Source organism: Colwellia meonggei (genome assembly GCF_057537295.1).
In genome coordinates this window covers 890,375-913,735 of sequence record NZ_BAAJLZ010000001.1, presented here as the reverse complement: position 1 = coordinate 913,735, position 23,361 = coordinate 890,375, and the positions used below count along the sequence as shown (strand labels likewise).

The window sequence follows — 23,361 nt, the reverse complement described above, 5'->3', positions numbered from 1 at the left end:
TAAAAAGAAGAGTAGTTACCATCAATGTACTAATAAGGAGGGTTTTCTAAGTTATTTTTATAGCGACGAATTAACGATAAAGACGAGGATGACAATGTTTCACTTTCAATATCAGCCATAGGTTTTGTCATAACATTGAGCACCTCTTTTCCAAGCTGCTTACCTAGTTCAACCCCCCATTGATCATAAGAGTTCACTTGCCAAATAACGCCTTGAACAAATATTTTATGCTCATATAGGGCTAATAATGCACCAAGTGATTTAGGATCAAGTTGTTCCATTAGTATGGTATTACTTGGCGTATTGCCTTTCATAGTTTTATGACTTGCTAAGCGCTCTGCCTCTTGCTCTGTTGCGCCATTTGCCAATAACTCAGCATGAGCCTGCGCCAATGTTTTCCCTTGCATAAGCGCTTCACTTTGGGCGAAACAATTTGCCACTAGAGCATCATGATTCGCTAAAAATTGGCTGGTAGGAGCGAGGGATAAAATAAAATCGGTAGGAATAATATCAGCACTTTGATGCATTAATTGCATAAAAGCATGTTGCCCGTTGGTACCTTCTTGACCAAAAACAACAGGTGCTGTCAGATAACTTAGTGTCTCACCATTTTTATTTACTGACTTACCATTACTTTCCATATCGGTTTGCTGTAAATAGCCAGGTAAAGCTCGTAGCGCGTGATTGTAAGGTAATATAGCTAAACTTGGATAACCTAAAGTATTACGGTTCCATATGCCCAGCATAGCCATAATTATTGGCATATTTTGCTCAAATGGCGCACTTTTAAAATGTTCATCCATTTCATATGCGCCAGCTTTCAGGGCATTAAAATGTTTATTGCCAATAATTAAAGCTAATGGCAAACCTACAGCAGACCACAGTGAAAAACGACCACCAACCCAATCCCACATTGGCAGTATATTTCTCTCATTAATACCAAATTTCGTAGCCGCAGCAATGTTTGAACTTACCGCGTACCAATGCTGGGCAATAATGTCTTTCGATAACTCATCATTACCAATTTTTGCATTTAACATCCACTTTTTCACGATAGTGGCATTTAATAAGGTTTCTTGAGTCGTAAAGGTTTTTGATATAACAACCACAAGTGTTGTTTTAGGATTGAGTTTATTAAATTTTTCTTGTGCTGCATCACCATCAACGTTAGCAAGCACATGCGCTTTTAATCCTGGCTGATGAAAAGGAACTAACGCTGATAAGGCAACTTTAACACCATAATAAGATCCACCAATACCAATGGCTAAAATATCAGTAAACTTTTCACCACTGATTGAACGCACCTTGCCTGATTGCACATCATCGACGATGCTTGCCATTCTCGCTTCGGTATCAATAACTTCTTGGGCTTGCTGCCCTAAAAACTTAAATTTAGCTGAATTGGATGAACGCAACACAGTATGTAAAACCGCACGATTTTCAGTATTATTTATCAATTCACCTGAAAATTGTGCCGATATATTTTCTTTTAACGCTAAGCCTTTAGCGAATGAGAAAAGGCTTGAGAGCTCACTGTCTGTTATATTCTGTTTAGCATAATCTAAGTATAACCCTGCAGCAGATACTGAATATTTTTTAATACGATTAGTATCGTCAAATAACGAAAAGATCTTTCGCTTAGCTGCAAAAACGCTTTGCTTTGCAAAATATTCAATATCCATATATCTACCGCGATGCCCTACTATTTTCTAATAATAACAATTGAATTAATGATTAGAAGTTAACTGCTTTAAATAAACAGAAAACTCTTCAGCTAATTCTGGGTGGCGTAAACCGTATTCAACATTAGCTTTCATATAGCCCAGCTTTGAACCACAATCGTGCGATTTACCTGACATATGAAATGCTTCAACGGTTTCTTTTTCCATTAACATAGCAATAGCATCTGTTAGTTGAATTTCATCGCCCGCCCCTGGAGGAGTTATTTTTAATAACTCCCAAATTTTTTGAGATAACACATAACGCCCAACAACTGCTAGGTTTGACGGTGCTTCTTCGACGGGTGGTTTTTCAACAATTGCCGTCATTGCCTTTGATTCGCCTGGCGCAAGTTCAGTGCCACCACAATCAACAACACCATAGCTACTTACTTGCTCCATAGGTACAGGCTCAACCATAATTTGGCTATAACCACCAACTTCATTATAACGAGTTAACATGGCTGATAAATTTTCAGTTTTTAAGTCCGCTGAAGCTTCGTCTAAAATAACATCTGGCAAAACAACAACAAATGGCTCATTGCCAATAATTGGGCGCGCTTTTAACACTGCATGGCCTAGACCTTTGGCTTCACCCTGACGTACGTGTAAGATGGTTACATCTTTTGGGCATATAGCCTGAATTTCATCTAAAAGTTGACGTTTTACACGTTTTTCTAGCGTGGTTTCAAGTTCAAAGGATTTATCAAAATGATTTTCAATAGCATTTTTTGAAGAATGTGTAACAAGAACTATCTCTTTAATTCCTGCATCAATACACTCATTTACGATATACTGAATCAACGGTTTATCAACAATAGGTAACATCTCTTTTGGTATTGCTTTCGTTGCTGGTAGCATTCTCGTGCCTAAACCAGCTACTGGAATTACCGCTTTTTTAATTTTATTACCCACACTATTTCCTTAAATTATATTTTAATTTACTTTTCTTAATCCGATCCAAAAAGATCTCGAGTGTATACTTTATTTGTAACATCTAAAAGTTCATTCGACATTCTATTAGTGACAATTACATCAGATTCAGCTTTAAACTCATCAAGATTTTTAACAACTCTAGAATGAAAGAACTCGCTTGCATTTAAAGCAGGTTCATAAATAATAACTTCAATCCCTTCTGCTTTTATTTTCTTTATAACCCCTTGAATAGCAGATGCTCTAAAATTATCAGACCCCGATTTCATAATTAATCGGAAAAAGCCTACTTTTTTAGGTTTCTTCTTTAATATTGAATCTGCTATAAATTCCTTTCGAGTTTCATTTGCATCTACAATAGCTTTAATTAAGTTATTTGGCACATCTTCGTAATTTGCCAATAGTTGTTTCGTATCTTTAGGTAAACAATAACCACCATACCCGAATGATGGGTTATTATAATGAGTACCAATTCTAGGGTCTAAGCCTACACCATCAATTATATGCTTAGAGTCAAGCCCATGTATCTCGGCATAAGAGTCAAGTTCATTAAAATAAGAAACACGCATTGCAAGATATGTATTTGAAAACAGTTTTACCGCTTCAGCTTCTGTAGAGTTAATAAATAAGGTATCGATATTTTCCTTAAGTGCTCCTTTTACGAGAAGAGTTGCGAATATTTCTGCACGATCACTAATTTCACCAACAATAATTCTTGATGGATACAAATTATCATAAAGTGCTTTGCCTTCTCTTAAAAATTCCGGAGAGAAAATTATATTGTCACATGAAAACTCTTTTTTAATTCGTTCAGTATAACCTACAGGAACCGTCGACTTAATTATCATTACCGCATTAGGATTTATTTTCATTACATCCTTTATTACTGCTTCAACTGATGACGTATTAAAATAATTTGTTGCTACATCATAATCAGTTGGCGTAGCTATAACCACAAAGTCAGCATCGAGGTAGGCTTCATTTTTATTAAGCGTTGCCTTGAAGTTGATAGACTCATTAACTAAAAATGATTCAATTTCCATATCTACTATTGGAGATTTCTTGTTATTTAAAAGGTCAACACGATCTTCTACAATATCCACTGCAACTACATCATTATGTTGTGCTAACAACATTGCATTAGATAAACCAACATACCCTGTACCAGCTATGGCAATTTTCATTTCAGCCTCTTTAAATTAACTACTATTAGCATTGAAGATAAATCAACCGGGCCAATGCCAAAACACCGTGATTTTTAATAAATAAAGATTATCATCTAAGACCTTATTCCATATAGCTGTGTTCACTCTAGGAATACGTTCTTTTTATTATGAAGAACTCACAATCGAATATTACTTATATTGTTCAGCAATCCAATTTTGATATGAGCCATCCATAACACTTTGCCACCAGGCTTCATTATTCAAATACCAGGCAACAGTTTTCGCAATACCGCTATCAAAGCTTTCTTTAGGCGTATAACCCAACTCATTATTGGTTTTTGTCGCATCAATAGCATAACGACGATCATGGCCAGGTCGGTCTTTAACATAAGTGATCAATGATTCCGTATTTTGCGCTATCGCCGCCTTGGCATTTGGAAAGCGCTTGGCCAAGTCGGCATTTTTAGTAAATTCTTGCTCAACTAATTTTGAAATAGTTTTCACTATATCTATATTGGCCCACTCATTATTACCACCGATATTATAATTTTCGCCAACACGACCTTTTTGCAATACTAAGTCAATGCCATAGGCATGATCTTCAACATATAGCCAATCTCGTATTTGTTGACCATCACCATAAATAGGGAGCGCTTTATCATGCAAGATATTGGTGATCACTAAAGGGATAAGTTTTTCTGGAAAATGGAACGGGCCATAGTTATTTGAACAGTTACTGGTGGTAACATTTAAACCAAAAGTGTGATGATAAGCACGCACTAAGTGATCACTAGCCGCTTTACTAGCAGAATAAGGAGAATTAGGCGCGTAAGCGGTATCTTCAGTAAAAGCAGGATCGGTTGCCGATAAAGTACCATAAACCTCATCGGTTGATACATGATGAAAACGGTGATTTTCAAGAATAGTTTCACCATCTAGCCATACTTTTTTGGCCGCTTTGAGTAAGCTATAAGTGCCAATGATATTGGTTTCAATAAAAGCATCAGGGCCCGTGATAGAACGGTCAACATGTGACTCAGCCGCGAAATGCACCAAAGTATCAATACCGTGCTTGACAAGTAATGTTTCAACCAGCGCTTGATCACAAATATCACCGTGGATAAAAGTAAAGTTACCCTGATCTTTAACTTGTGCTAAATTAGCAATATTACCCGCATAGGTTAAGGCATCTAACACCACAACTTGATCATCCGGATATTTTCCCAGCCAATAATGTACAAAATTTGCGCCGATAAAACCTGCACCGCCGGTGACTAATAACTTTTTCATAATAATCTCTAATATTCTTGTCGTTAACTCGAAAGCTGCTCAAGGCTTAATGTTGTCATCATTTCTTTTAATTGTGCTTGCCAGTGCAGTAAGGAAAGTTCTGGCAAGGCGTCTGCCATACTCGACTTATCCAGTACACTATAATGTGGTCGCTGTGCAGGCGTTGGAAACTGCTCCGTGGTAATGGGGTTAATCGAAATTTTCTTCTTCAATAAACCTAAATCAATAGCAATGTTTTGAATGGCAACGGCAAAATCAAACCAACTGGCGACACCGGTGTCAGTATAATGATGGGTACCTACTAGCTGGATCTCTACGCTTAATAAACAGGCTTGCGCTAAGCCTTTGGCATAGGTTGGCGTACCTATTTGATCACTTATAATGCCAAGCTCTGATTTAACTGACATCAATTTCAGCATGGTTTTGACGAAATTATTACCATGGGTTGAATAAACCCAAGAGGTACGGATTATTGCACTCTTTTCTGGATATATTTCAGCAATTAGTTTTTCACCTTCAGCTTTGCTAGCGCCATAAACACCCAGCGGTTTAATGTCATCGTTAGGTAGATACGGAGCGCCTTTATCGCCGTGAAAAACAAAATCCGTCGATATGTGCACAAACGGGATATTTGCATTTTTGCAGGCGTGGGCAAGATTGCCGACCGCGATTGCATTAAGCGCATAAGCATTTTCAACATCTGATTCAGCATTATCTACCGCGGTATAGGCAGAGGCATTAATCACCGCATTAGCACTATATTTCGCTAAAGCCTCTGATATTGAAGCGATACTATTAATATCAACATCATCTCGACCTAAACAAACAATTTCATCTTCAACTGTTGAAAGTTGACTCAACTCCCACGCTAGCTGACCAGACTTTCCAATAACCAATACTTTCATTGAATTTCTATCTATACCTATTTAAACGCAGGGGCATCTTTAAATAACAAACCGACATCATCTTTGGCAGATAACGATGGTTTTTCACCATCAACAAGCGGCCATTGAATATTTAGCTCGGGATCATTCCAAAGTAACGAGACTTCATGTTTTGGTGCGTAGTAATCAGTGCACTTGTAAACAAATTCTGCTGACTCACTCATCACATAAAAGCCATGTGCAAAACCTTCAGGTACCCATAACTGGTGCTTATTTTCTTCAGAGAGTACAACGCCAACATGTTGACCAAAAGTTGGTGATGTTCTCCGCATATCTACAGCAACATCGTAAACTTTACCTGATGTAACCCTAACAAGCTTACCTTGGGTATTTTCAAGTTGATAATGCAAGCCTCGCAAAATACCATGGCTTGATTTACTATGGTTATCTTGTACAAATTCCCTTTTAGCACATTTTTCACTAAACTTATCAACACGAAACGTTTCCATAAAAAACCCGCGTTCATCACCGAAAACTTGCGGTTCGATAATCTTGACATCAGGAATTGCAGTTTCAATATACTTCATTAAAAAACACGCTCTTCAATTAACTTTAATAGGTATTCGCCATAGCCGCTTTTGCGTAATGGTTCAGCAATTTCACGTAATTTTTCTTCACTTAACCAGCCATTACGAAATGCAACTTCTTCTGGGCAATTAACTTTTAACCCTTGTCGCTTATCAATAGTAGAAATAAATTGTGCTGCTGCGAGTAAATCATCATGAGTGCCAGTATCTAGCCAAGCGGTGCCACGGCCCATTATCTCTACTTTCAACTCACCTGCTTGCAGGTATTGATCTATAACATCAGTAATTTCTAACTCACCACGTGCTGATGGTTTAACTTGTTTAGCATACTCAACGACCCGTGAATCAAAAAAATACAAACCTGGAACGGCATAGTTTGACTTCGGCTTTTGAGGTTTCTCTTCAACTGAGATTGCGGTACCACCGTCATCAAACTCAACAACACCATATGCACCAGGATTAGATACATGATAACCAAAAACCGTGCCGCCAGCTTGTTGAACATTAGCATTTTTTAACGATTTAACTAAATCATGTCCGTAGAACATGTTGTCGCCCAAGACTAAAGCAGCAGCAGACCCCGCAAGGAATTCTTCTGCTAGAATAAAGGCTTGTGCTAAGCCATCTGGGCTAGGCTGCTCTTTATAAGCTATTGAAATACCAAAATTATCTCCATTGCCTAACAGGTTTTCGAAGCGATGAATTTCTTCAGGAGTAGAGATAATGAGTATATCTTTGATACCTGCTTGCATTAATGTTGCAAGTGGATAATAAACCATTGGTTTATCATAAACTGGCATCAATTGCTTGCTCACCACTTTTGTTAATGGGTATAAACGAGTACCGCTGCCACCAGCCAATACAATTCCTTTACGCATATAAATTACCTAAATCTCTAATTAAACAAATCAAAATATTGTTGTTTGACAATTTTCCAAGTGTAGCGTCGGCTTGCGATTTCTTTCATCTCATTCGCATTGGAATAAGATGCCATCTGATTTATTAATATTTCTAAACTTTTACTCGTTGAAAAAAACTGAGCTTTATTTTCTGTGGAAGCACGATTGTAATTACAATCAAAAGCTAAAATAGGTTTAGAAAAGTGCATCATTTCAACCAATGAAGGATTAGTTCCACCAGCAGAGTGACCGTGAACATAGAAGCTACATGCTTGACGAATATTAAATAAAGTATTTAGATCATAAATAGGATCTACAATATCTATATTAGTAAAACTACTATATTTAGCTTTCATTGCTAAACCAAAATCACTATTGTTCCAGTTCCCAATAAACATTAAATTCTTTTTAGACTGGCTAAAAGCTTCTAATATCATTTCAACATTATTTTCAGGTTCAATACGACACAAAGCGAGAGCATAGTCATTATCACATGCCGACAACGTATCGATAATTGCATGATCGCCACCATATGCAATAACTGTACTTTCAATTGAATATTCATTACTGACATAATCTGCAATGGCTTGATTGTCCGATATTACGACATCTGAATATTTTACAGCTAATTTTTCAGAATACTTTAGAAATTTTTTAGGCCACTTACTCCATTTTCCTCGACGCCACTCCAAACCATCTATATTAGTAACTATTTTAGCCTTTGAAAAAAACCTAAACAATGGAAGGAAAATACACCCAGAGACACCTAATATAAGAATAGCTTTAGGTCGAGAAAATAATGCATGGCATAATGACAAAATGTCATAAATAACACTTTGAGCACCATTCGCCCCCACAGGAAGGTAAACTAACTTTGCATTCTTATAGACTTTTGGTTTATCCCGATAACTTTTTGAAGAACAATAAACCGTAATATTTCTATCACTATCATCTTCACTCAATAGGTTCTCAACAAGCGTCTCAAAGCCACCATAACATGCAGGAACACCAACGGTTCCAATAATTGCTAACATCTATATACCTTAATAAAACAAAACGTTTCAATTATAATTTAATGTTGGTTAATTTCATATCCTGACAAACCACCTTTTGAGAATACTTGTTGGGCAAGCCATTTACTCCCATATGCATTTAAATGGTCATCATCAAAATAAATTGGCTCTCCATCTATATATTGAGAGCAGCTACTTTCAGGACACAATATGCTATCAAAGTCGATGAGCGTAACTCCTTGCATCCCCGTTAATAGCTCAATCACAATGTCATTTGCCAATTTATACTTCACATCAACAGTACTTGTCATTTCACTTGTTATGTCGTACCTGCGCGCATAAGCAACTTGCTTAAGCGGAGATTTTTCCATAAATTTAGGAACTTGCAAAAGCACATAAACTTTTTTTCCTTGTTTAACAAGAGATTCTATATAGGTTCGGTATTCTTCGTTAAAACTTTGATCTCTTACTAAAGTATCGAAACGATTAGCAATAAAAACGTTATCTGTTTCTAATAGCTCACGCGTAATTTTATCTTTGACTGTCTCACACTGGCTAGAAACAAAACTCGTAGAATAAAATTTACAACTACCTGCAGAGGCATCTTTAATCGACCAACCAAGTGATAATGACGCCTCTTTAAAAAAATGAGAAAAATGTCCTGCATGAGAATCGCCAATCAACAATGATACCTCTCCTTGCTCAGATTTACTGATAAAACATGTATCAGAGCTTAGAGAATTGTGACAGCCAATTGTTTCTACTCTGCTATAGGATAAAGGCATATCGAATCGCTCAGGATATCCTCCATTTTTAGATATTAATAAACTAACAATAATCACTAACGTAGATGGTAGAGCATAAACAACAATAAAAGTTTTTCTAGGTGTCATTTTAAGACGTCTAAACGGCTTCTCAATATACTTCCATGACAGCCATGAGACTAAAAGTATAAATGAAATTAGTACTGCCCCTAATAAAAAATCGAAATTTTTATTTTCGGTTAGATAACGAGCAAAAGTTAAAATAGGCCAGTGCCACATATACAATGAATAAGAAATAAGGCCAAGAAAGACAATTACTCTTCCCGACAAAAGAATCCCTATTTTTGTGCTATGCCCTGAGTAGATAATTAACGCAGCCCCTAAACAAGGAATAAATGCTGTAACTCCAGGAAACATCACAGACTTATCTATATATATAAAACTCAAAATAATTAAAAGTAAACCAAAGGAAGACATATATTCACTGACTTTACCTGACAGTTTTCGACTCTCAGGGAGCATAGCTAAATAACTTCCTAAAAGAAGTTCACCCGCTCTAGAAGGCAATAAAAAATATGAGTATGTCGCCCACTTTTGCTCAGACGCCATCCAAGTGGCCAATAGAAATGAACTAACCATTAGGATCAAAACAAATATTCGCAATCTATTTTCAGATGAAAAAAATCGCAACGCAAAGATTAGTAAAATTGGCCAAATAAAGTAATATTGCTCTTCAACTGATAAAGACCAAGTATGTAATAATGGTTTAACATTATCAGCTTGAAAATAATTTCCAACAAGTGCATAGCGTACGTTCGCCAAAAACACGGTGGCAGCTAATGTAGAGTTCCCTAGTCCTTTATAATCAAATGGTAACTGAATAAAATATCCTGCCAGCAAAGTCACTGCCGTAACAGCCACGAAAACAGGAATAATGCGCTTAATTCTACGCTGATAAAATAACGAGAAGCTAAAGTTCTTAGCCAACATCTCATTAAAAATAATCTTTGTTATTAAAAAGCCAGATATTACAAAAAAAATATCAACTCCAACAAATCCACCTGGCATCCAAGTAGCATTAACGTGAAAGATTAATACTGAGAGAACCGCTATAGCTCTCAAACCATCAATTTCAGGTCTATATTTAATCACACCCATTTTACCTTTTTACATCCACAAACATCCCTCAAGATGCGAATTAAATTAAATTATATTGCGCAATATAATTTTTAAACGATTGGTTAAACTGTTTAGCACTAAACTGTTCCGACATTTCCAGTGCATTCTTGGCGTAGTTTTTCCATAACTTTTCACTACTACTTAAGTAACCGAGAAACTCAACAATCTCTTGTACATGCTCAGCATTTACCAACAAACCATTATTTTCAGTTACAAACTCAATGGGTCCTCCTACATTTGGCGCGACAACAGGAGTACCGCAAGACATCCCTTCAAGCAATGACAAGCCAAAAGTTTCAACACAGCTATCAACTGAAGAAAGATTCAAAACGGCAAAGCTTTTTAAGAAATGTTCCTGGATATTTTGGGGCCTTATTAAAAAGGTCATATTACTTGGTGGGAGGTGCTCACGCTTAAACGCTTCAAGCTCATCTTTTTGACAATTAACGGCTGCTATAACGTTAAATTCAGGAAGACCCTTTGCAATGAGTACTAACTTATCAATGCCTTTATAAATTTTTAATGAGCCTGCGAAAAACAATTGTTTGCCATTAAACTTATCTTCGTAGTTAATCACATTATCTATACAAAAATCACTGCGTAAACCATTATAAAGTACATCTTGCTTAGGTTTATTAAATGCTTCGCATTCACTTAGATATTTTGAAACGAAAATGACATGACTTGCACAATGCTCAATAAAAAAACGTAAAAAGCGCTTAAAAATATTAGGAGTGATGTAGGTTTCATGGACATAATAAACTATATTTTTTGCAAAAAATTTACTGGCCAAAGCAGCACCAAAAGGAAGCATAGTATTAATAATGACTGTTGATTTTCTGCCTTGTAAGCCGCCAATGAGAAGATAAGCAGTAAGCTTTACAAAAATAATTATTTGCGCTAAAAAAAAATAGAGTAACTGTAAATATTTAGAGTTACTGCGAGCATAAAAGCAATTAACTCGCTTAGCCTTGACGTCGCTTAAGAAGCCTAAATGCTTGCTAGTAAAAACATAAGTATTCTTTGCTATATGGGCTTCACTATCAATCGCATCCTTTAGTACTCGAGGGCTACCACTATAATCATTAAATAAATGTACAAAGTACAAATCAGTTTCAGTAACGCTTCTCATATCATCTAGCCTTTAGAATTCGTGCTGGAATACCACCGATTACAACATTATCAGGAAACTCCCCCTTAACAACAGCACCTGCAGCAACAACACACCCATTTCCAATAACAGCACCGTCTAGTAAAGTAACTTTAGCTCCTATCCAACACCCGCAACCAATACTAATCCCATTGTGACTAACACCTTGAAGTCTGATCAGTTTTTCAGTATCTTCAAATAGGTGATTTTCAGGATGGGCACTAAAATAAGATCCAATAATTGTATCTGAGCCTATTTCAACACCACCAGCACCACCAATATGAGCAAATTCACCAATACCTACATTTTTTCCTATAGCAATCTCTTTTCCTGTAGAGACTAAACTACCACTAACCTTTAATATTGAAAACGAACCCACCGAAGACGAGGACCCTATACTCAAACCTTTTCTACCTATCCCCTCTAAGGTGACAAAGTCACCTATAGAAACACCAGAGCTTACAAATAGATTACTTTTTCCAGAAAGACGAACACCACGACCTAAGCTGACCAATTTTCTAAGGCGAAACAATCCTTTAATTATTCCAATAGAATATCTAAATAATATAAATAATAAATCTAAACTGTTAATTGACTCATCAAGTGCAAAGTCTCTTTTTTTCAACTTTGTAACCGTATAATTTATAATTTTTTTAAGCATTTTCTAAATTCTTCTTTTTTAAGTAATTAGCAATAGCAAATAGAATCGCAATAACAAACGTACTTAACCCATTAAAAAGCACATGTCCAGCCGCCAACGAGTGCAAAAACAAAAGTAATATAGCGAGTAAAAATACATAATATTTAAACAAGGATACAATCAAGAAGAAAAAACCTGTTAAATACGCTATAGCACCGATTATTCCATACATAAATAGGACATCAAATAAGTCCGTTTCTAAAGTATCAAATACACTTACATGCAAAAGAGATTGAAAAGATAAAAATGCTCCACTGCCAAAAATTAATCTGGTAAGAATTTCTTGCTGAGAAAAAAATACTTGAAATGCATTTTCTACAAAACCAATTCGACCACTTCCTATAAATGCAATAAAGTTTTCTGCAAGTTCATATCGTTTTACTACGATGTCAAATACAACAGAAAAAATATCAATTAATTTAGGTAGTAGCGAGAGAAAAACGATAATTACAATACCTACAGCCAAAAGCCTGTATTTCGAATTAAGTATAAGCAGAGTAATCAAGAGCAGAGAAAAAATTAATGCCGTTTTAGATCCTATAATCGCAGTAGAAAGGGCAAAAATCACAAGACTAGATGTTCGAATATTAGAATACAAATTATGCTTCTTTAAGCCAAACATTATTAAGCTACATACCCCCATGTAAACCCCAATTCCATTTCCCGATGCGAAAAACCCTTTAGTGCCGAAGCCATAGCCATATGTATCATTTCCAAGCCCTGTAATTAAAGAAAAAATAAGACTAAATGAAATAATGAATAAATTTTTCTTTAAAAAATCAGAGAATAATTCAATATCTAAAGAGGTTCGAATATAAAAAGAAAATACGATACACATCAACGATAAATACACTAATTTATAACTCGACATCACTCCATATAAAAAGCCATATTGATCTTGATGAAGAAAAGCAATACAAACCTCAATAATTAACGGATAAAATAGTATCAATGTCCAAAATATGTTTACCCGATGAAGATAAACAACAATAAAAAGCATAAATGTCGCGATTAGACGCCCTAATTGAGATGGAGAAGCAAGTCCCCCTTCAGAAAGGTAACCACCAACAACAAGAAACCCATTAAGCATATCAAATATAGGTAAAACTAAAAAAAGGAATGTAAAAACAACCTTCTTTTCAAACAGGGATACTGCCCTTATTGCTGGCTTTTTCTCGTATACGTACACTATTTCAGCCTATAAGATCTAAATAAAGTTTACTCCAGCTAAACTTTCTATTTGCCGCATTTGAAATACAGGTTCTATCATCTTCACTTAACTTTTCTATTCTCGTATTAATTGCACTCGCTAGCGACTTAGATGTTAATTTATCAGCATATGTAACAAACTCATCCATTGAAAGCTCTTGAGTAGCTGTATTTACGCCCGCACATCGACTAAATGCTGCAACAGGTAACCCAGCAGAGAATGCTTCTAATAATGTTTGCCCAAGAGGTTCATACCGTGAACTCATCACAAATAAATCACAACAGCGGTAATAGTCTTCCACTGTTCTTAATGGTTCAACTATAGTCACACGCTCCGTTAAACCAAGATCCTGAATTCTTTTTATATAGTTGGGCTTTTCATCTCCTCCCCCAACTAAAATTAAATGGCAATTATTTTCAAGCTCACTTATTGCTTCTATTAAAAGGTCAACCCCTTTTGCTTTTACAAAACGCCCAACAAATAAAATTAGCTTTTTATCTAATGGAAGGTTTAATTTTTGCTTTAACTGCGCCCTAGTATCATGATTTGCGACAAAGAACCTATTCTTATCCACTCCCGGCTTAGTTAAAAAATAATCACTTGGTTGGTTATTAGCTAATTCTATACATTGTTTACGCATAGTTTCACTAAAAACAAAATTTTCACATTTAATTAAAGAAAGTCTTTGGGCTTTTGAGTGAAAGGCTATAAATAGAAATCTTTTCAATTTTTTAACAAAACTCTCACTATCTGCTCCTTCACCACCAGATTGATTCGAAACTATAGAAGGTACTAAATAGCGAACATTCTTAAAACCCGCAGATATAGCCATCAGAGCACCGAGATGAAAACGCGCAATAACAATAGAATCAGCTCGTTTTTTTTTCAATCTTTTCAATATCTTATAAAGATTATAATTACTTACAATGATATTTAATGGTTTTAATAAAATGCTTGTTAATGGTGCAATAGGATAACGCTCAACCGGCACATCATCTATGACGGTAGAAAAGCGCTCTTTAGTGCTTTCAGGGACACCAATATCACTGACAATTATTCGTGAATTATGTCCTAGAGCTTTAGCTTCAATCGATAAGTGTCGCAATGAGTTTTCAACACCACCAATAGATGGCCAGTATGCATTGCTTATCAAAATTATATTTTTTTGCATTTTTATAAGTTACTTCTTAGCGATCGGATCAATAATTGATTTTACATCCAACCAAAGTTGCTCTGTTTCATTCTTAAACTCTTTCGCATTAGTTTTTATTTTTTTTGAAACATCCGAATCATCGTCAAGCGCAATATCTAGTACGCTTGCTAATTGATCGTCGGTCGCCTCAGGTGCAATAAGCAATTGTTCGGCATTATATTCTTCATATAATCGCTCATATTTATGACTCCAAGACGTTCCAATACAGGATTTCCCTGAAGATAACGCACTTATACATCCATGGTAACGCGAGCATACAGAAACACGCGAAGATTGAATAATGCCCTTAACCATTAACGGATTTTCTTCTTTTAATACCTCAAGTGGTTTGCCAAGCTTTGAAATGATTTCAGCAATCACTTGCCCGTCTTCATCACCTTCATGATTGAGCAAAAATGGAGTCAGACCGCGTTCTTCTGCTAAGCGTGCGTACGTTACAAATGTATTAACATATGAGTTTAACCATTTACTGTTTTTATTTCGCGGGTTAACCATATTTTTATTAGGAATTAAACAGAGCTTTTTATCACCATTATTAAAGTAATCAGGTACTATGCCAGTTATAGCGTTAGTAAAGTCTTTATATTGTCGTAGCGAGGGAAAACCACCACTTGCATTCTTCAAGTGCTGATAAGTGTCATCATCTCTCGCACAAACTAAAGAGGCGTTTGGGAAACCATTTTTAATCAAATTTTGAGTGCTTTCCTGTTCAAACGGCCCCATTGCTTGCGGCATAAATACGTACGCACCACCCTTACTTTTTAATCGTTTAGCTTCAGATGCTGCGTGACGAACACGTAAATCAGATCCCCATTGATCAGAGTATGAAAAACCAGATGCATCTACAATTACATCAATATCTGCTTCCGTGACAACTCCCCAGCCTTTCAACTTACCTCGGATAACATTCGGAATATATTTTGCTAAAAAATTCAAATCTAAATATGATTTACGTAGAGATAGCTTTTGCCAAGCGCCTATCGAAGCTCTTAATTTGTATGGTGCCTTTGAACCTGGAGTTAACGCTATTTCAGCTTCAGGCCAATACTGCTCTATTCGCTGTAATATTCCCTGCAGCATAAGTTCGGCGCCTTTATTTTCAAACTCAACACCTTTTAATTCAATTATCACAATTTTACCTCTTTAATTAGTTCCGCCGGACTTTTCTTTTGAGAGAAGGGTATTTTACCATCAGGATCAGCATAGCCTAATGAAATAACCATCAATGGTCGTTGGTTCGCACTTAAACCTAGTGCTTTCGACATTTTTTTCTCAAGTATTTCAATATCAGGCCAATTAATAACGCATGAACTTAAGCCCTGCGTTTCTAGTGCCAACATAAACTGCATCGCTGCTAGTGAACCGTCAATATAAATCACGTGACGATCACGTTCATACGGATAAGCGGCTAAATCGCCAACTAAAACCATGACAGATTGAAAGTTTTGTGAAAAACCGGCCGTTCCCATTGGAATAGCGCCTATTTTTCTCGCTTCAACAGGGTCGTTAAACAAATAAAACTCAAAAGGCTGGCGATTACAAGCGCTTGGCGCAAGCGTTGCTGCAGACAGCGCATTTTCAATTAGCTCTCGAGGAACTGGTTTGTCTTGGAACCAACGAACTGATCTACGTTGCACACATAATTGTTTAAATTGCTGAAAATTAATATCAGAGTTTACTATATCCTTATGAGCATAAGGCACAGAATTAAACTCGACTTTTTTTCCATCCATTTCAGTCAGTGATTTAAGAAATTTTTCTTTGGCCGCATCAATTACCTTTGACTCGCCAACAAGCGTAAAGTACTTTTGTAAAACTTCTTTTGCCCACTTTTCTTCTTCTGTATTAAGAACCTTTGCTAAATAGCATTTTACAAACTGTGCAACTGTTTCACTAATATACCCCTCAGCAAAAACCTCTCGCTGGGGTCGCATTATAAGACCCTTTTCTAAACGATGAATATTACGCCTTAATAATACACTGGAGTTTTCCGGCGATGCAGAATTTTTGAAATATGTTATTCGGCCTAATAATACCGACTGATGTTCACGAGAAAAACGACGGCTAAAAAAACAATAATAGACAGAAGACAAAAAACGACTTTTAACGAAGAAAGGTAAAATGGTTCGATTTATCCTTTCGATTAACATTTTCACTTTTTCAACTTGTTCAGCTGAAATAAAGCGTTTTAATAATGCTCGCATTATTACTCCAATTATTTATAAAGAGATCGACCTTTAATCGCTATACGTAAAGGTAACAAGAGAGAAATACTCATTATTTTTGCCATCGGCCATGTTTTAGGATGTAAAAATAATGCAACATAGGAGGCAGCGGCGTAGCTTAACACAGTTGCGATAGCAGCACCAACCGCACCGTAAGAAGGAATTAGTGTATAATTAATAATAATATTCAATAGCGCCCCGACTAACTGCGTAACCAATGAAAAGCGTAATAGATTTTCAGCCAATAACCACTTACTTAACAACGCACGCATAAAAATAAATATGCCAGCCCATATGTGTATGATTAGCACAGTTGAAGATGCTTGGTAACTATCCCCAAATAATATGCTGATAATAGGCTTACCTATAAAAAAGACGATTATTGCAATCGCAAAAGCAACACTAAATAAGAAGTCATTTAGCTTTTGCAAACTATTTACGTATTCCTGTTTTCCAACTTTTTTGGTATTTAAAAGCTTAGGAAAAAAAGAGCTAACAATTGCTAAAGGGAAGAAATACCAGACCTCGGATAAGCGAGATGCTACGGCATAAACACCAACCTCTTCGTTCGTACTTAACTGCCCGAGCATAACTTGATCAATCTTTAAATAAATAATAGCGGCAATACCTGATAGCATTAACCACCATGATTGCTTTACTAACAACAACGCCTTTTTTGAACAAAAGTTAAGCTGTTTTATTCCATGTCCGCGAACAATATATACCAATAAAAAAGCTAAACCTGTCACAGCTATTTCTATCGCAGCCAAGTAAACAAATATAGACAAGGAAGCATCATAATAAACGGCAACTAAACGAGCGATAGTCAATACCAGTAAGGAACCTAACCGAGCCTTTACTGCGTAGCGGTTTGCTACATGCGCTTGTAACCAATAGTCAAATATAAGCAAAGCAGTAAAGATATTAGCAATAATTAAAATTGAGAAAGCAAATTGCATTTCATCAGAGATGAAATAAGGAGATAAAAGCCAGGTTATGGAGGAAACTAAAACAGCTACAATTATTCGAATACCTAATGCTGTACCTAAAATTTTATTGCTATCATCAGGGAATCTAACTAACTCTCGAGTAACAATGGCGTTTAAGCCCATGGCAGAAAGTGGAGCAATAAGGGTGACAATAGCAATAAGGTAATTAAGCTGGCCAAATAAATCGGGACCAAGTTGTCGTGCTAATATCAATGTTGTTAATAAAGTTAACGACATTGAAACAATTTTCTCACTAATTAGCCAAACTGAGCTTCCTACGGCTGACGATACTTTCACAACATTCCATATTATTAAAAAGACGTATTAAACCGTAAACGACTTATCTAAGCAATAAAAACTCGGTAGAAATCGTCATTAATTAATATTAATCATTGCCTATAAAAAGTAGGCCTATTGTATTTAATAGATATACTCTCTTATAGTCCAGATAAAAAAAAACGGCCCTAAGGCCGTTTTTTCATTATACAATTACAGTTAAGTAATTATAAATTACATACCTTCGTATGCATCACTTAATAGCGCCATACGACCAGCGTTGTTTAAGTTACTGTAACCAGTAATCTTAATGTCGCCAGCTGGAGCTGTAGTTGTGATTGTAAGGCTAAGCTTAGTACCTGCAGTTAAACCAAATGCAGTTGTAACATCATCAAAACCAATCTTAGTTAACTTACCAGCTTCAGCTTGGAAAGGAAGAGTAGCTGAATAAGTGTTACCAGCAGTATCAAAAGCTGTTAGTAAAACATCGCCGTTTTGAGCGCCTGAGTTAGCAATTTCAAATTGAGTTACAATGTGAGAGTAGCCAACTGGAGCATATGGGAATGTTACTTCTGAACCGTTGATAGTCCAAGAACCAGCTGCGCTGTTTACTGATGCAGAATCATGAGTTTCAGCATCGTTATCATCGTAATTTACAACAGAATCAACAGAGAATGATTGAGTTGGTAATTCACCAGCTTCAACATTAGTAATAGTAAGAGTTACTGGCACTGCAGCATTGTGGCTAACAACAATTTTATCAGCTTCAACTGAATCAACAGAACCTACAGAAGCCGCTACAGTGTTAGTACCTAATTGAATACCATCTGTATCTGCATCAGTATCTAAGAAAGAGAAGCTACCGTTAACAGTGTAAGTTACAGTATTTAATGATGCGCCAATATCAGCTGGAGCCGTATCAACTAAAGCAACAGTTACAACATCAGCAGTTACTGCACCTTCAAAAGTTTCACGGTTGTCTTCAACATCAATAACACCGTCAAAATCTGTAGTCACAGATGTAGCGTATTGGTCAACTAATTCAACGATAGTAGCAGTTGCACTGTCGCCACCTGTTGCTTCGTCTAATGGAGTAGTACCATTAGAAAGTGTAGCAGCCCAAGTTACGCTTGCAGAGCCAGCAGCACGTAATGCAGCACCGTCAAAGTCTACAGCTTCAATTGCAACTGTAGCATCTACAGTTGTAGTTGCGCCATTACCTAGAACTAAGTTAGTTACACGGTATGTAGCTGTGTTCGAAGTTTGACTTAACTTACCTAGAACCATTTCATCGCCAGCACCAGCACCAACAAGTACAGCATTGATAGTCGTAGTTGCAACAAATGCGTCATCAAAATCTTGACTAAAAGTAAATGTAATTAAATCATCAACTTTATATTCTGCTTTTAAAGTTGCTGTTGCCGCAGCTGCAGCAATAGTAGTAGCAGTTTGAACACCTTCGTTTGAATGTTCTAAAGCTGTAGAAGTTACATCAACAGCAAAAGCACCAGTCGATAAAGCGGCAATACTTGCTGCAAGAAGCGTTTTTTTAAACATTTTAAATCCTTAATTTTCATGAAAATGATTTATTGTTTTTTCATGTGTTAAACAATAAATCATATATTTTTTTATTTAACGTTAAAAGACTGCAGCATTCTAACACCGATTAGCAAGACAAACTAGTAGTACTAATACAGCAATAACCACACTGAATCAAAAGCTAATTTAATCAACAAAAATAATACTGTCAACAACTATTTTTACAAAAAACTTGATTAAAAAGCGTTATTTCAACAACTTTGAGTAAAAATCATACTAAACTTGCAAAAAAAGAAAAGTATATGCATCAAACCTAATAATATATCTTCCTTAAATATCACAGATAGTGATTATAGTTAGCTCATACATCTATATTTATAAGCTAATGGTTAATCACTATTTTACTATTCCTCTAGGCTGATATATTCCATTTTTTGTTTAAATGAATCAGTTAGCTCTTGCCATTGATCAGTTCTATCTATTACTTTAGGTGTTATCAGCATGACTAACTCTGTTCTAATATTACTATCACCGGTAGACTTAAATAACTCCCCAAGTACAGGCACATCGGCTATCCAAGGTGTTTTTTTGTCGTTTTGATTGATATTTTCACTGATAAGGCCACCGAGAATAATTGTTTGCCCACTTTGCGCGACTACTTCTGTTTTAAGTGAACGTTCAAAAATATCTGGATTTCCACTAGCACCTGATGAGTCAGTAACGGTATTAGAGATGCTTTGGCTAACTTCCATTATTACGATGCCGCGAGCGTTAATTGATGGAGTTACACTAATATCTACACCCGTTTTACGATACTCGTTTGCCGTAGTATTTCCCGCTGTTGGGTCAAGAGGGTTAGTAGTTGTTTGCCCCACAACTGAAATGTCAGAGCCAACATTAATATTAGCGGCAACTCCATCACGCACCAATAACGTCGGGTTAGACAGTACTTTAACTAAGCTATTTTCATTCAAAAAATTTGCGTTTAACTCGCCATCGGTTCCTTTCAAAGCAAGACTAAAACCACCGATACCTGTTACATTAAAAGCATCTTTAGTACTGAGTGCAACATCACCGCTGTTTAGCGCCCATTCAACGCCATGCTTAAATTCATCCGTTAAAGTAACCTCGGCGATGGTGATGTCTAATAAAACCTGTCTTGGTAAAACGTCAAGCTTATGAATAAGTGGTAGTAATGCTTGATATTCATTTCCGGAGGTATAAAAAATAATGGCGTTAGCTCTTTCATCCACAACCAGTGTTAAATTTTCATTAGTTACACCGGTTGTTCTCTTGCTAGAAGGGGCAGCTCCTGTGGTATTATTTTTAGTGCTTGAATTACTTTTATCGCTTGTTAATGAGTTTCTTCCACCGAATAAAGCAGATAAACTTTCACCTAAATCCGATGCTCGAGCATATTGAGGATGATACATAAAATACTGCTTTGACAGACTTTGCAGCGGTTTATCTATAATTTTCGCCCAATATCGTACACGATTAAGCATTGTTTTATCTGCAGCAAAAACGGCAATAGCACCAACTTGTTCAATTGGAACCAATACTAAGTTTTTACCTGCGGCCTGATTAACAGCGACAGGAACACCTTCATTCTCTAATAATGCTTTTATCTGCTTAGTGAATTCATCACTCCCAATATAGGTTAGTGAAATTAAGCCGATATTCTTGCCTCTATTTGCAGGTGCATCAAGTAACTGGATAAACTCTAGCGATCTTAATATGTTCTCTCGTTTTCCTTGTAAAAATAATGCACTTTGATCAGCGTCAGTAGTTATTTTCACTCCAACAAGTGTCTTTAACGCTCTTTCAATACTAATTTTAACACCAAACTTTAAAGGAACTATTTGTAATATTTCTTGGGAAGTATTAGGCACAGAGTTAAGTTCTCTACCTACTGCCGTTACAACATTTTGGCCTTTTTTATTTTTTGCTACTTTATGAATAAAGTATAAGTCATCGTTAAATTGTAACGACAACCCATGTGATTGCAGCAACCCCATAGTAAGCTGCATTAAACGGCGCTCACTTATTTCTTCTTGAATATTTAACGTAATATCTTTTTCATTCTCCGCAACACCTTTATCAAGAATATAATTAATTTTAAGTAACTCTCCAAAGGCATAGTGTAGAAAACTTTGAAGCGGCATTTTGTCGACAGAAAGTGTTAATGATGGCGTATCTGAAAACGCAACAGACAACTGTTCAGCTTGCCTAACATTGATATTTTCTCGTTGCAACGGCTGTAAATCTAGCATTTCAGCTTTAGTATTCTGCTCGCTATTAGCGATAGTTACAGCATCACTTTTTGAAATAACTTCAGCAGAATTTTCAGATAAATAAGAAGAAGATACTTTGTAGCTATCTTTACTTGCCGTTTCACTGTCATTATCTGCTGTTGACGAACAACCTAACATTGTCAGTGATAATAGTACGGGGGTAATTTTATTAGCGACTATTTTCATATTGAATTCTACTTACCTTTCTTCATTTCTAATTTATTGGTCTTATATAAATTAAGCGTAACCTGCATATTCTCTTCATTAGTGAGTAATACACGATTAGCACTAATATCAATGACTTGATAATTATTTAAAAAGCCAAGGTTTTTCATTCTAATTGTATTTTTAGTTTGCGTTAGAAGGTTTTCTTTTTCAATTACGGCGAATGCAGCATTTTGCTTAAAAACCCCCAATAATCTAAATCGAAAATCTCCTGAATATAACTGTGAAAGATTGCCCCTTTGAGCTCTCTGCTCGGCATCGCTCATAAGTTTATCAGCCAGTTTTACAACTTCAGTTTTCAATTCATCATAGCGGGTAATTTCAGCAATAATATCACTTGCTCGCTCTTCCGTTAATTTAACCTCAACCTTCTTATCAATATGTTTATTCTGCCATGATTGTTCATGACTATCATTAGTTACATTTAATCGAGTAACAACATCAAAGATCACTAACAATATAGCGATTGCCCAAAACGGTATACTTTGTTTAGCAGGTAACGAATTAAATTCACGAATACTTTTAAACATTTAAACGCCTTTATTCTTCAGCGATACTTCCGGCAAAATATTATATGATGTTAATAAAATATTCCCGGTCACAAAACCTAATGAGTTCTTGTTCATATTTTTTATATTAAAAGCCCATTGCCCTACCGTTAACAGCTGAGGTAATTGTGCTATGGCCAACTGTAGTAGCACCAAATCTTTTAGGTTCCCTTCAAAAGATATGCTTGCCCTTTCTTGAGTTATATACCCTGGAATTTCAGCTACCCAGTTAAAGTTTTTTATTTTTATATTTTGTTGCTTAAACAGCTCTTCGATCTGTTGTTGGCGTTGTAACTTGAAATTATTTATCGAGTCATTACGAAAATAGAGAGACTCCAAGGTTTGGTTCTGAGCCGTTAGCATTAATAGGTTTTCTTCAATACTCTGCTGCCTTGCAATTACTTGCTCTGCTTTAATCCACCGCTTTTCTGCATTAGATATCTTCTCTATTTTATCTGCTTGCCATTCAAATAACGGCACAATAATAAAACGCGCTATTAGCAAAAGAATGAGTATCGGATAAAATCTTTTATAATTATTTTGAACTTGCATTTTATCC

20 protein-coding genes are annotated in these 23,361 nt (G+C 36.0%); all 20 read right to left on the bottom strand.

Annotated elements, in window-relative coordinates; genetic code table 11:
* Nucleotides 1-29 precede the first annotated feature (29 nt).
* The gene (gene pgi / locus AC27E9_RS04105) at nucleotides 30-1,682 is read right to left on the bottom strand and encodes a glucose-6-phosphate isomerase (protein WP_487127519.1); all 1,653 of its coding nucleotides are present in this window, start codon (nucleotides 1,680-1,682) and stop codon (nucleotides 30-32) included.
* Nucleotides 1,683-1,727: 45 nt separating this feature from the next.
* Nucleotides 1,728-2,633, bottom strand: coding sequence for a UTP--glucose-1-phosphate uridylyltransferase GalU (gene galU, locus AC27E9_RS04100; protein ID WP_487127517.1), 906 nt, complete (start codon nucleotides 2,631-2,633; stop codon nucleotides 1,728-1,730).
* Nucleotides 2,634-2,668: 35 nt separating this feature from the next.
* Nucleotides 2,669-3,835 (bottom strand): nucleotide sugar dehydrogenase, encoded by a 1,167-nt coding sequence (locus tag AC27E9_RS04095; protein ID WP_487127515.1) that lies wholly within the window; start codon nucleotides 3,833-3,835, stop codon nucleotides 2,669-2,671.
* Between the two features lie 171 nt (nucleotides 3,836-4,006).
* On the bottom strand, nucleotides 4,007-5,107 hold the full coding sequence (gene rfbB / locus AC27E9_RS04090) for a dTDP-glucose 4,6-dehydratase (RefSeq protein WP_487127513.1): 1,101 nt from the start codon (nucleotides 5,105-5,107) through the stop codon (nucleotides 4,007-4,009).
* A 23-nt stretch (nucleotides 5,108-5,130) separates the two neighbouring features.
* Nucleotides 5,131-6,012, bottom strand: a complete 882-nt coding sequence (gene rfbD, locus AC27E9_RS04085; RefSeq protein ID WP_487127511.1) for a dTDP-4-dehydrorhamnose reductase — start codon at nucleotides 6,010-6,012, stop codon at nucleotides 5,131-5,133.
* Nucleotides 6,013-6,029: 17 nt separating this feature from the next.
* Nucleotides 6,030-6,578: a dTDP-4-dehydrorhamnose 3,5-epimerase gene (rfbC, locus tag AC27E9_RS04080; protein WP_487127509.1), complete on the bottom strand. Its 549-nt coding sequence runs from the start codon at nucleotides 6,576-6,578 to the stop codon at nucleotides 6,030-6,032.
* On the bottom strand, nucleotides 6,578-7,456 hold the full coding sequence (gene rfbA, locus AC27E9_RS04075; RefSeq protein WP_487127507.1) for a glucose-1-phosphate thymidylyltransferase RfbA: 879 nt from the start codon (nucleotides 7,454-7,456) through the stop codon (nucleotides 6,578-6,580). Before rfbA ends, rfbC begins: the two co-directional genes overlap by 1 nt.
* Nucleotides 7,457-7,473: 17 nt before the next feature.
* The gene (locus tag AC27E9_RS04070; RefSeq protein ID WP_487127505.1) at nucleotides 7,474-8,511 is read right to left on the bottom strand and encodes a DUF1972 domain-containing protein; all 1,038 of its coding nucleotides are present in this window, start codon (nucleotides 8,509-8,511) and stop codon (nucleotides 7,474-7,476) included.
* A gap of 38 nt (nucleotides 8,512-8,549) precedes the next feature.
* Nucleotides 8,550-10,412 (bottom strand): acyltransferase family protein, encoded by a 1,863-nt coding sequence (locus tag AC27E9_RS04065; protein WP_487127503.1) that lies wholly within the window; start codon nucleotides 10,410-10,412, stop codon nucleotides 8,550-8,552.
* A 40-nt stretch (nucleotides 10,413-10,452) separates the two neighbouring features.
* On the bottom strand, nucleotides 10,453-11,565 hold the full coding sequence (locus tag AC27E9_RS04060) for a glycosyltransferase (RefSeq protein WP_487127501.1): 1,113 nt from the start codon (nucleotides 11,563-11,565) through the stop codon (nucleotides 10,453-10,455).
* A gap of 1 nt (nucleotide 11,566) precedes the next feature.
* Nucleotides 11,567-12,244, bottom strand: a complete 678-nt coding sequence (locus tag AC27E9_RS04055; RefSeq protein ID WP_487127499.1) for an acyltransferase — start codon at nucleotides 12,242-12,244, stop codon at nucleotides 11,567-11,569.
* On the bottom strand, nucleotides 12,237-13,472 hold the full coding sequence (locus tag AC27E9_RS04050) for an O-antigen ligase family protein (RefSeq protein ID WP_487127497.1): 1,236 nt from the start codon (nucleotides 13,470-13,472) through the stop codon (nucleotides 12,237-12,239). The genes AC27E9_RS04055 and AC27E9_RS04050 overlap by 8 nt, the downstream gene beginning before the upstream one ends.
* Nucleotides 13,473-13,476: 4 nt before the next feature.
* Nucleotides 13,477-14,664, bottom strand: a complete 1,188-nt coding sequence (locus AC27E9_RS04045) for a glycosyltransferase family 4 protein (protein WP_487127495.1) — start codon at nucleotides 14,662-14,664, stop codon at nucleotides 13,477-13,479.
* Nucleotides 14,665-14,673: 9 nt separating this feature from the next.
* Nucleotides 14,674-15,837: a polysaccharide pyruvyl transferase family protein gene (locus AC27E9_RS04040; RefSeq protein ID WP_487127493.1), complete on the bottom strand. Its 1,164-nt coding sequence runs from the start codon at nucleotides 15,835-15,837 to the stop codon at nucleotides 14,674-14,676.
* Nucleotides 15,834-16,910, bottom strand: a complete 1,077-nt coding sequence (locus tag AC27E9_RS04035; protein ID WP_487127491.1) for a nitroreductase family protein — start codon at nucleotides 16,908-16,910, stop codon at nucleotides 15,834-15,836. The genes AC27E9_RS04040 and AC27E9_RS04035 overlap by 4 nt, the downstream gene beginning before the upstream one ends.
* An 11-nt stretch (nucleotides 16,911-16,921) precedes the next feature.
* Nucleotides 16,922-18,217, bottom strand: coding sequence for a flippase (locus AC27E9_RS04030; protein ID WP_487127489.1), 1,296 nt, complete (start codon nucleotides 18,215-18,217; stop codon nucleotides 16,922-16,924).
* A gap of 213 nt (nucleotides 18,218-18,430) precedes the next feature.
* Nucleotides 18,431-19,753 (bottom strand): hypothetical protein, encoded by a 1,323-nt coding sequence (locus tag AC27E9_RS04025; RefSeq protein ID WP_487127488.1) that lies wholly within the window; start codon nucleotides 19,751-19,753, stop codon nucleotides 18,431-18,433.
* A gap of 386 nt (nucleotides 19,754-20,139) precedes the next feature.
* Complete coding sequence (locus tag AC27E9_RS04020; protein ID WP_487127486.1) at nucleotides 20,140-22,215, bottom strand: secretin N-terminal domain-containing protein; 2,076 nt, start codon at nucleotides 22,213-22,215, stop codon at nucleotides 20,140-20,142.
* A gap of 8 nt (nucleotides 22,216-22,223) precedes the next feature.
* Nucleotides 22,224-22,784 (bottom strand): hypothetical protein, encoded by a 561-nt coding sequence (locus AC27E9_RS04015; protein ID WP_487127484.1) that lies wholly within the window; start codon nucleotides 22,782-22,784, stop codon nucleotides 22,224-22,226.
* Entirely contained in the window at nucleotides 22,785-23,354 is a 570-nt protein-coding gene (locus AC27E9_RS04010; RefSeq protein WP_487127482.1) for a hypothetical protein, read from the bottom strand. It abuts the gene before it with no gap.
* Nucleotides 23,355-23,361 lie beyond the last annotated feature (7 nt).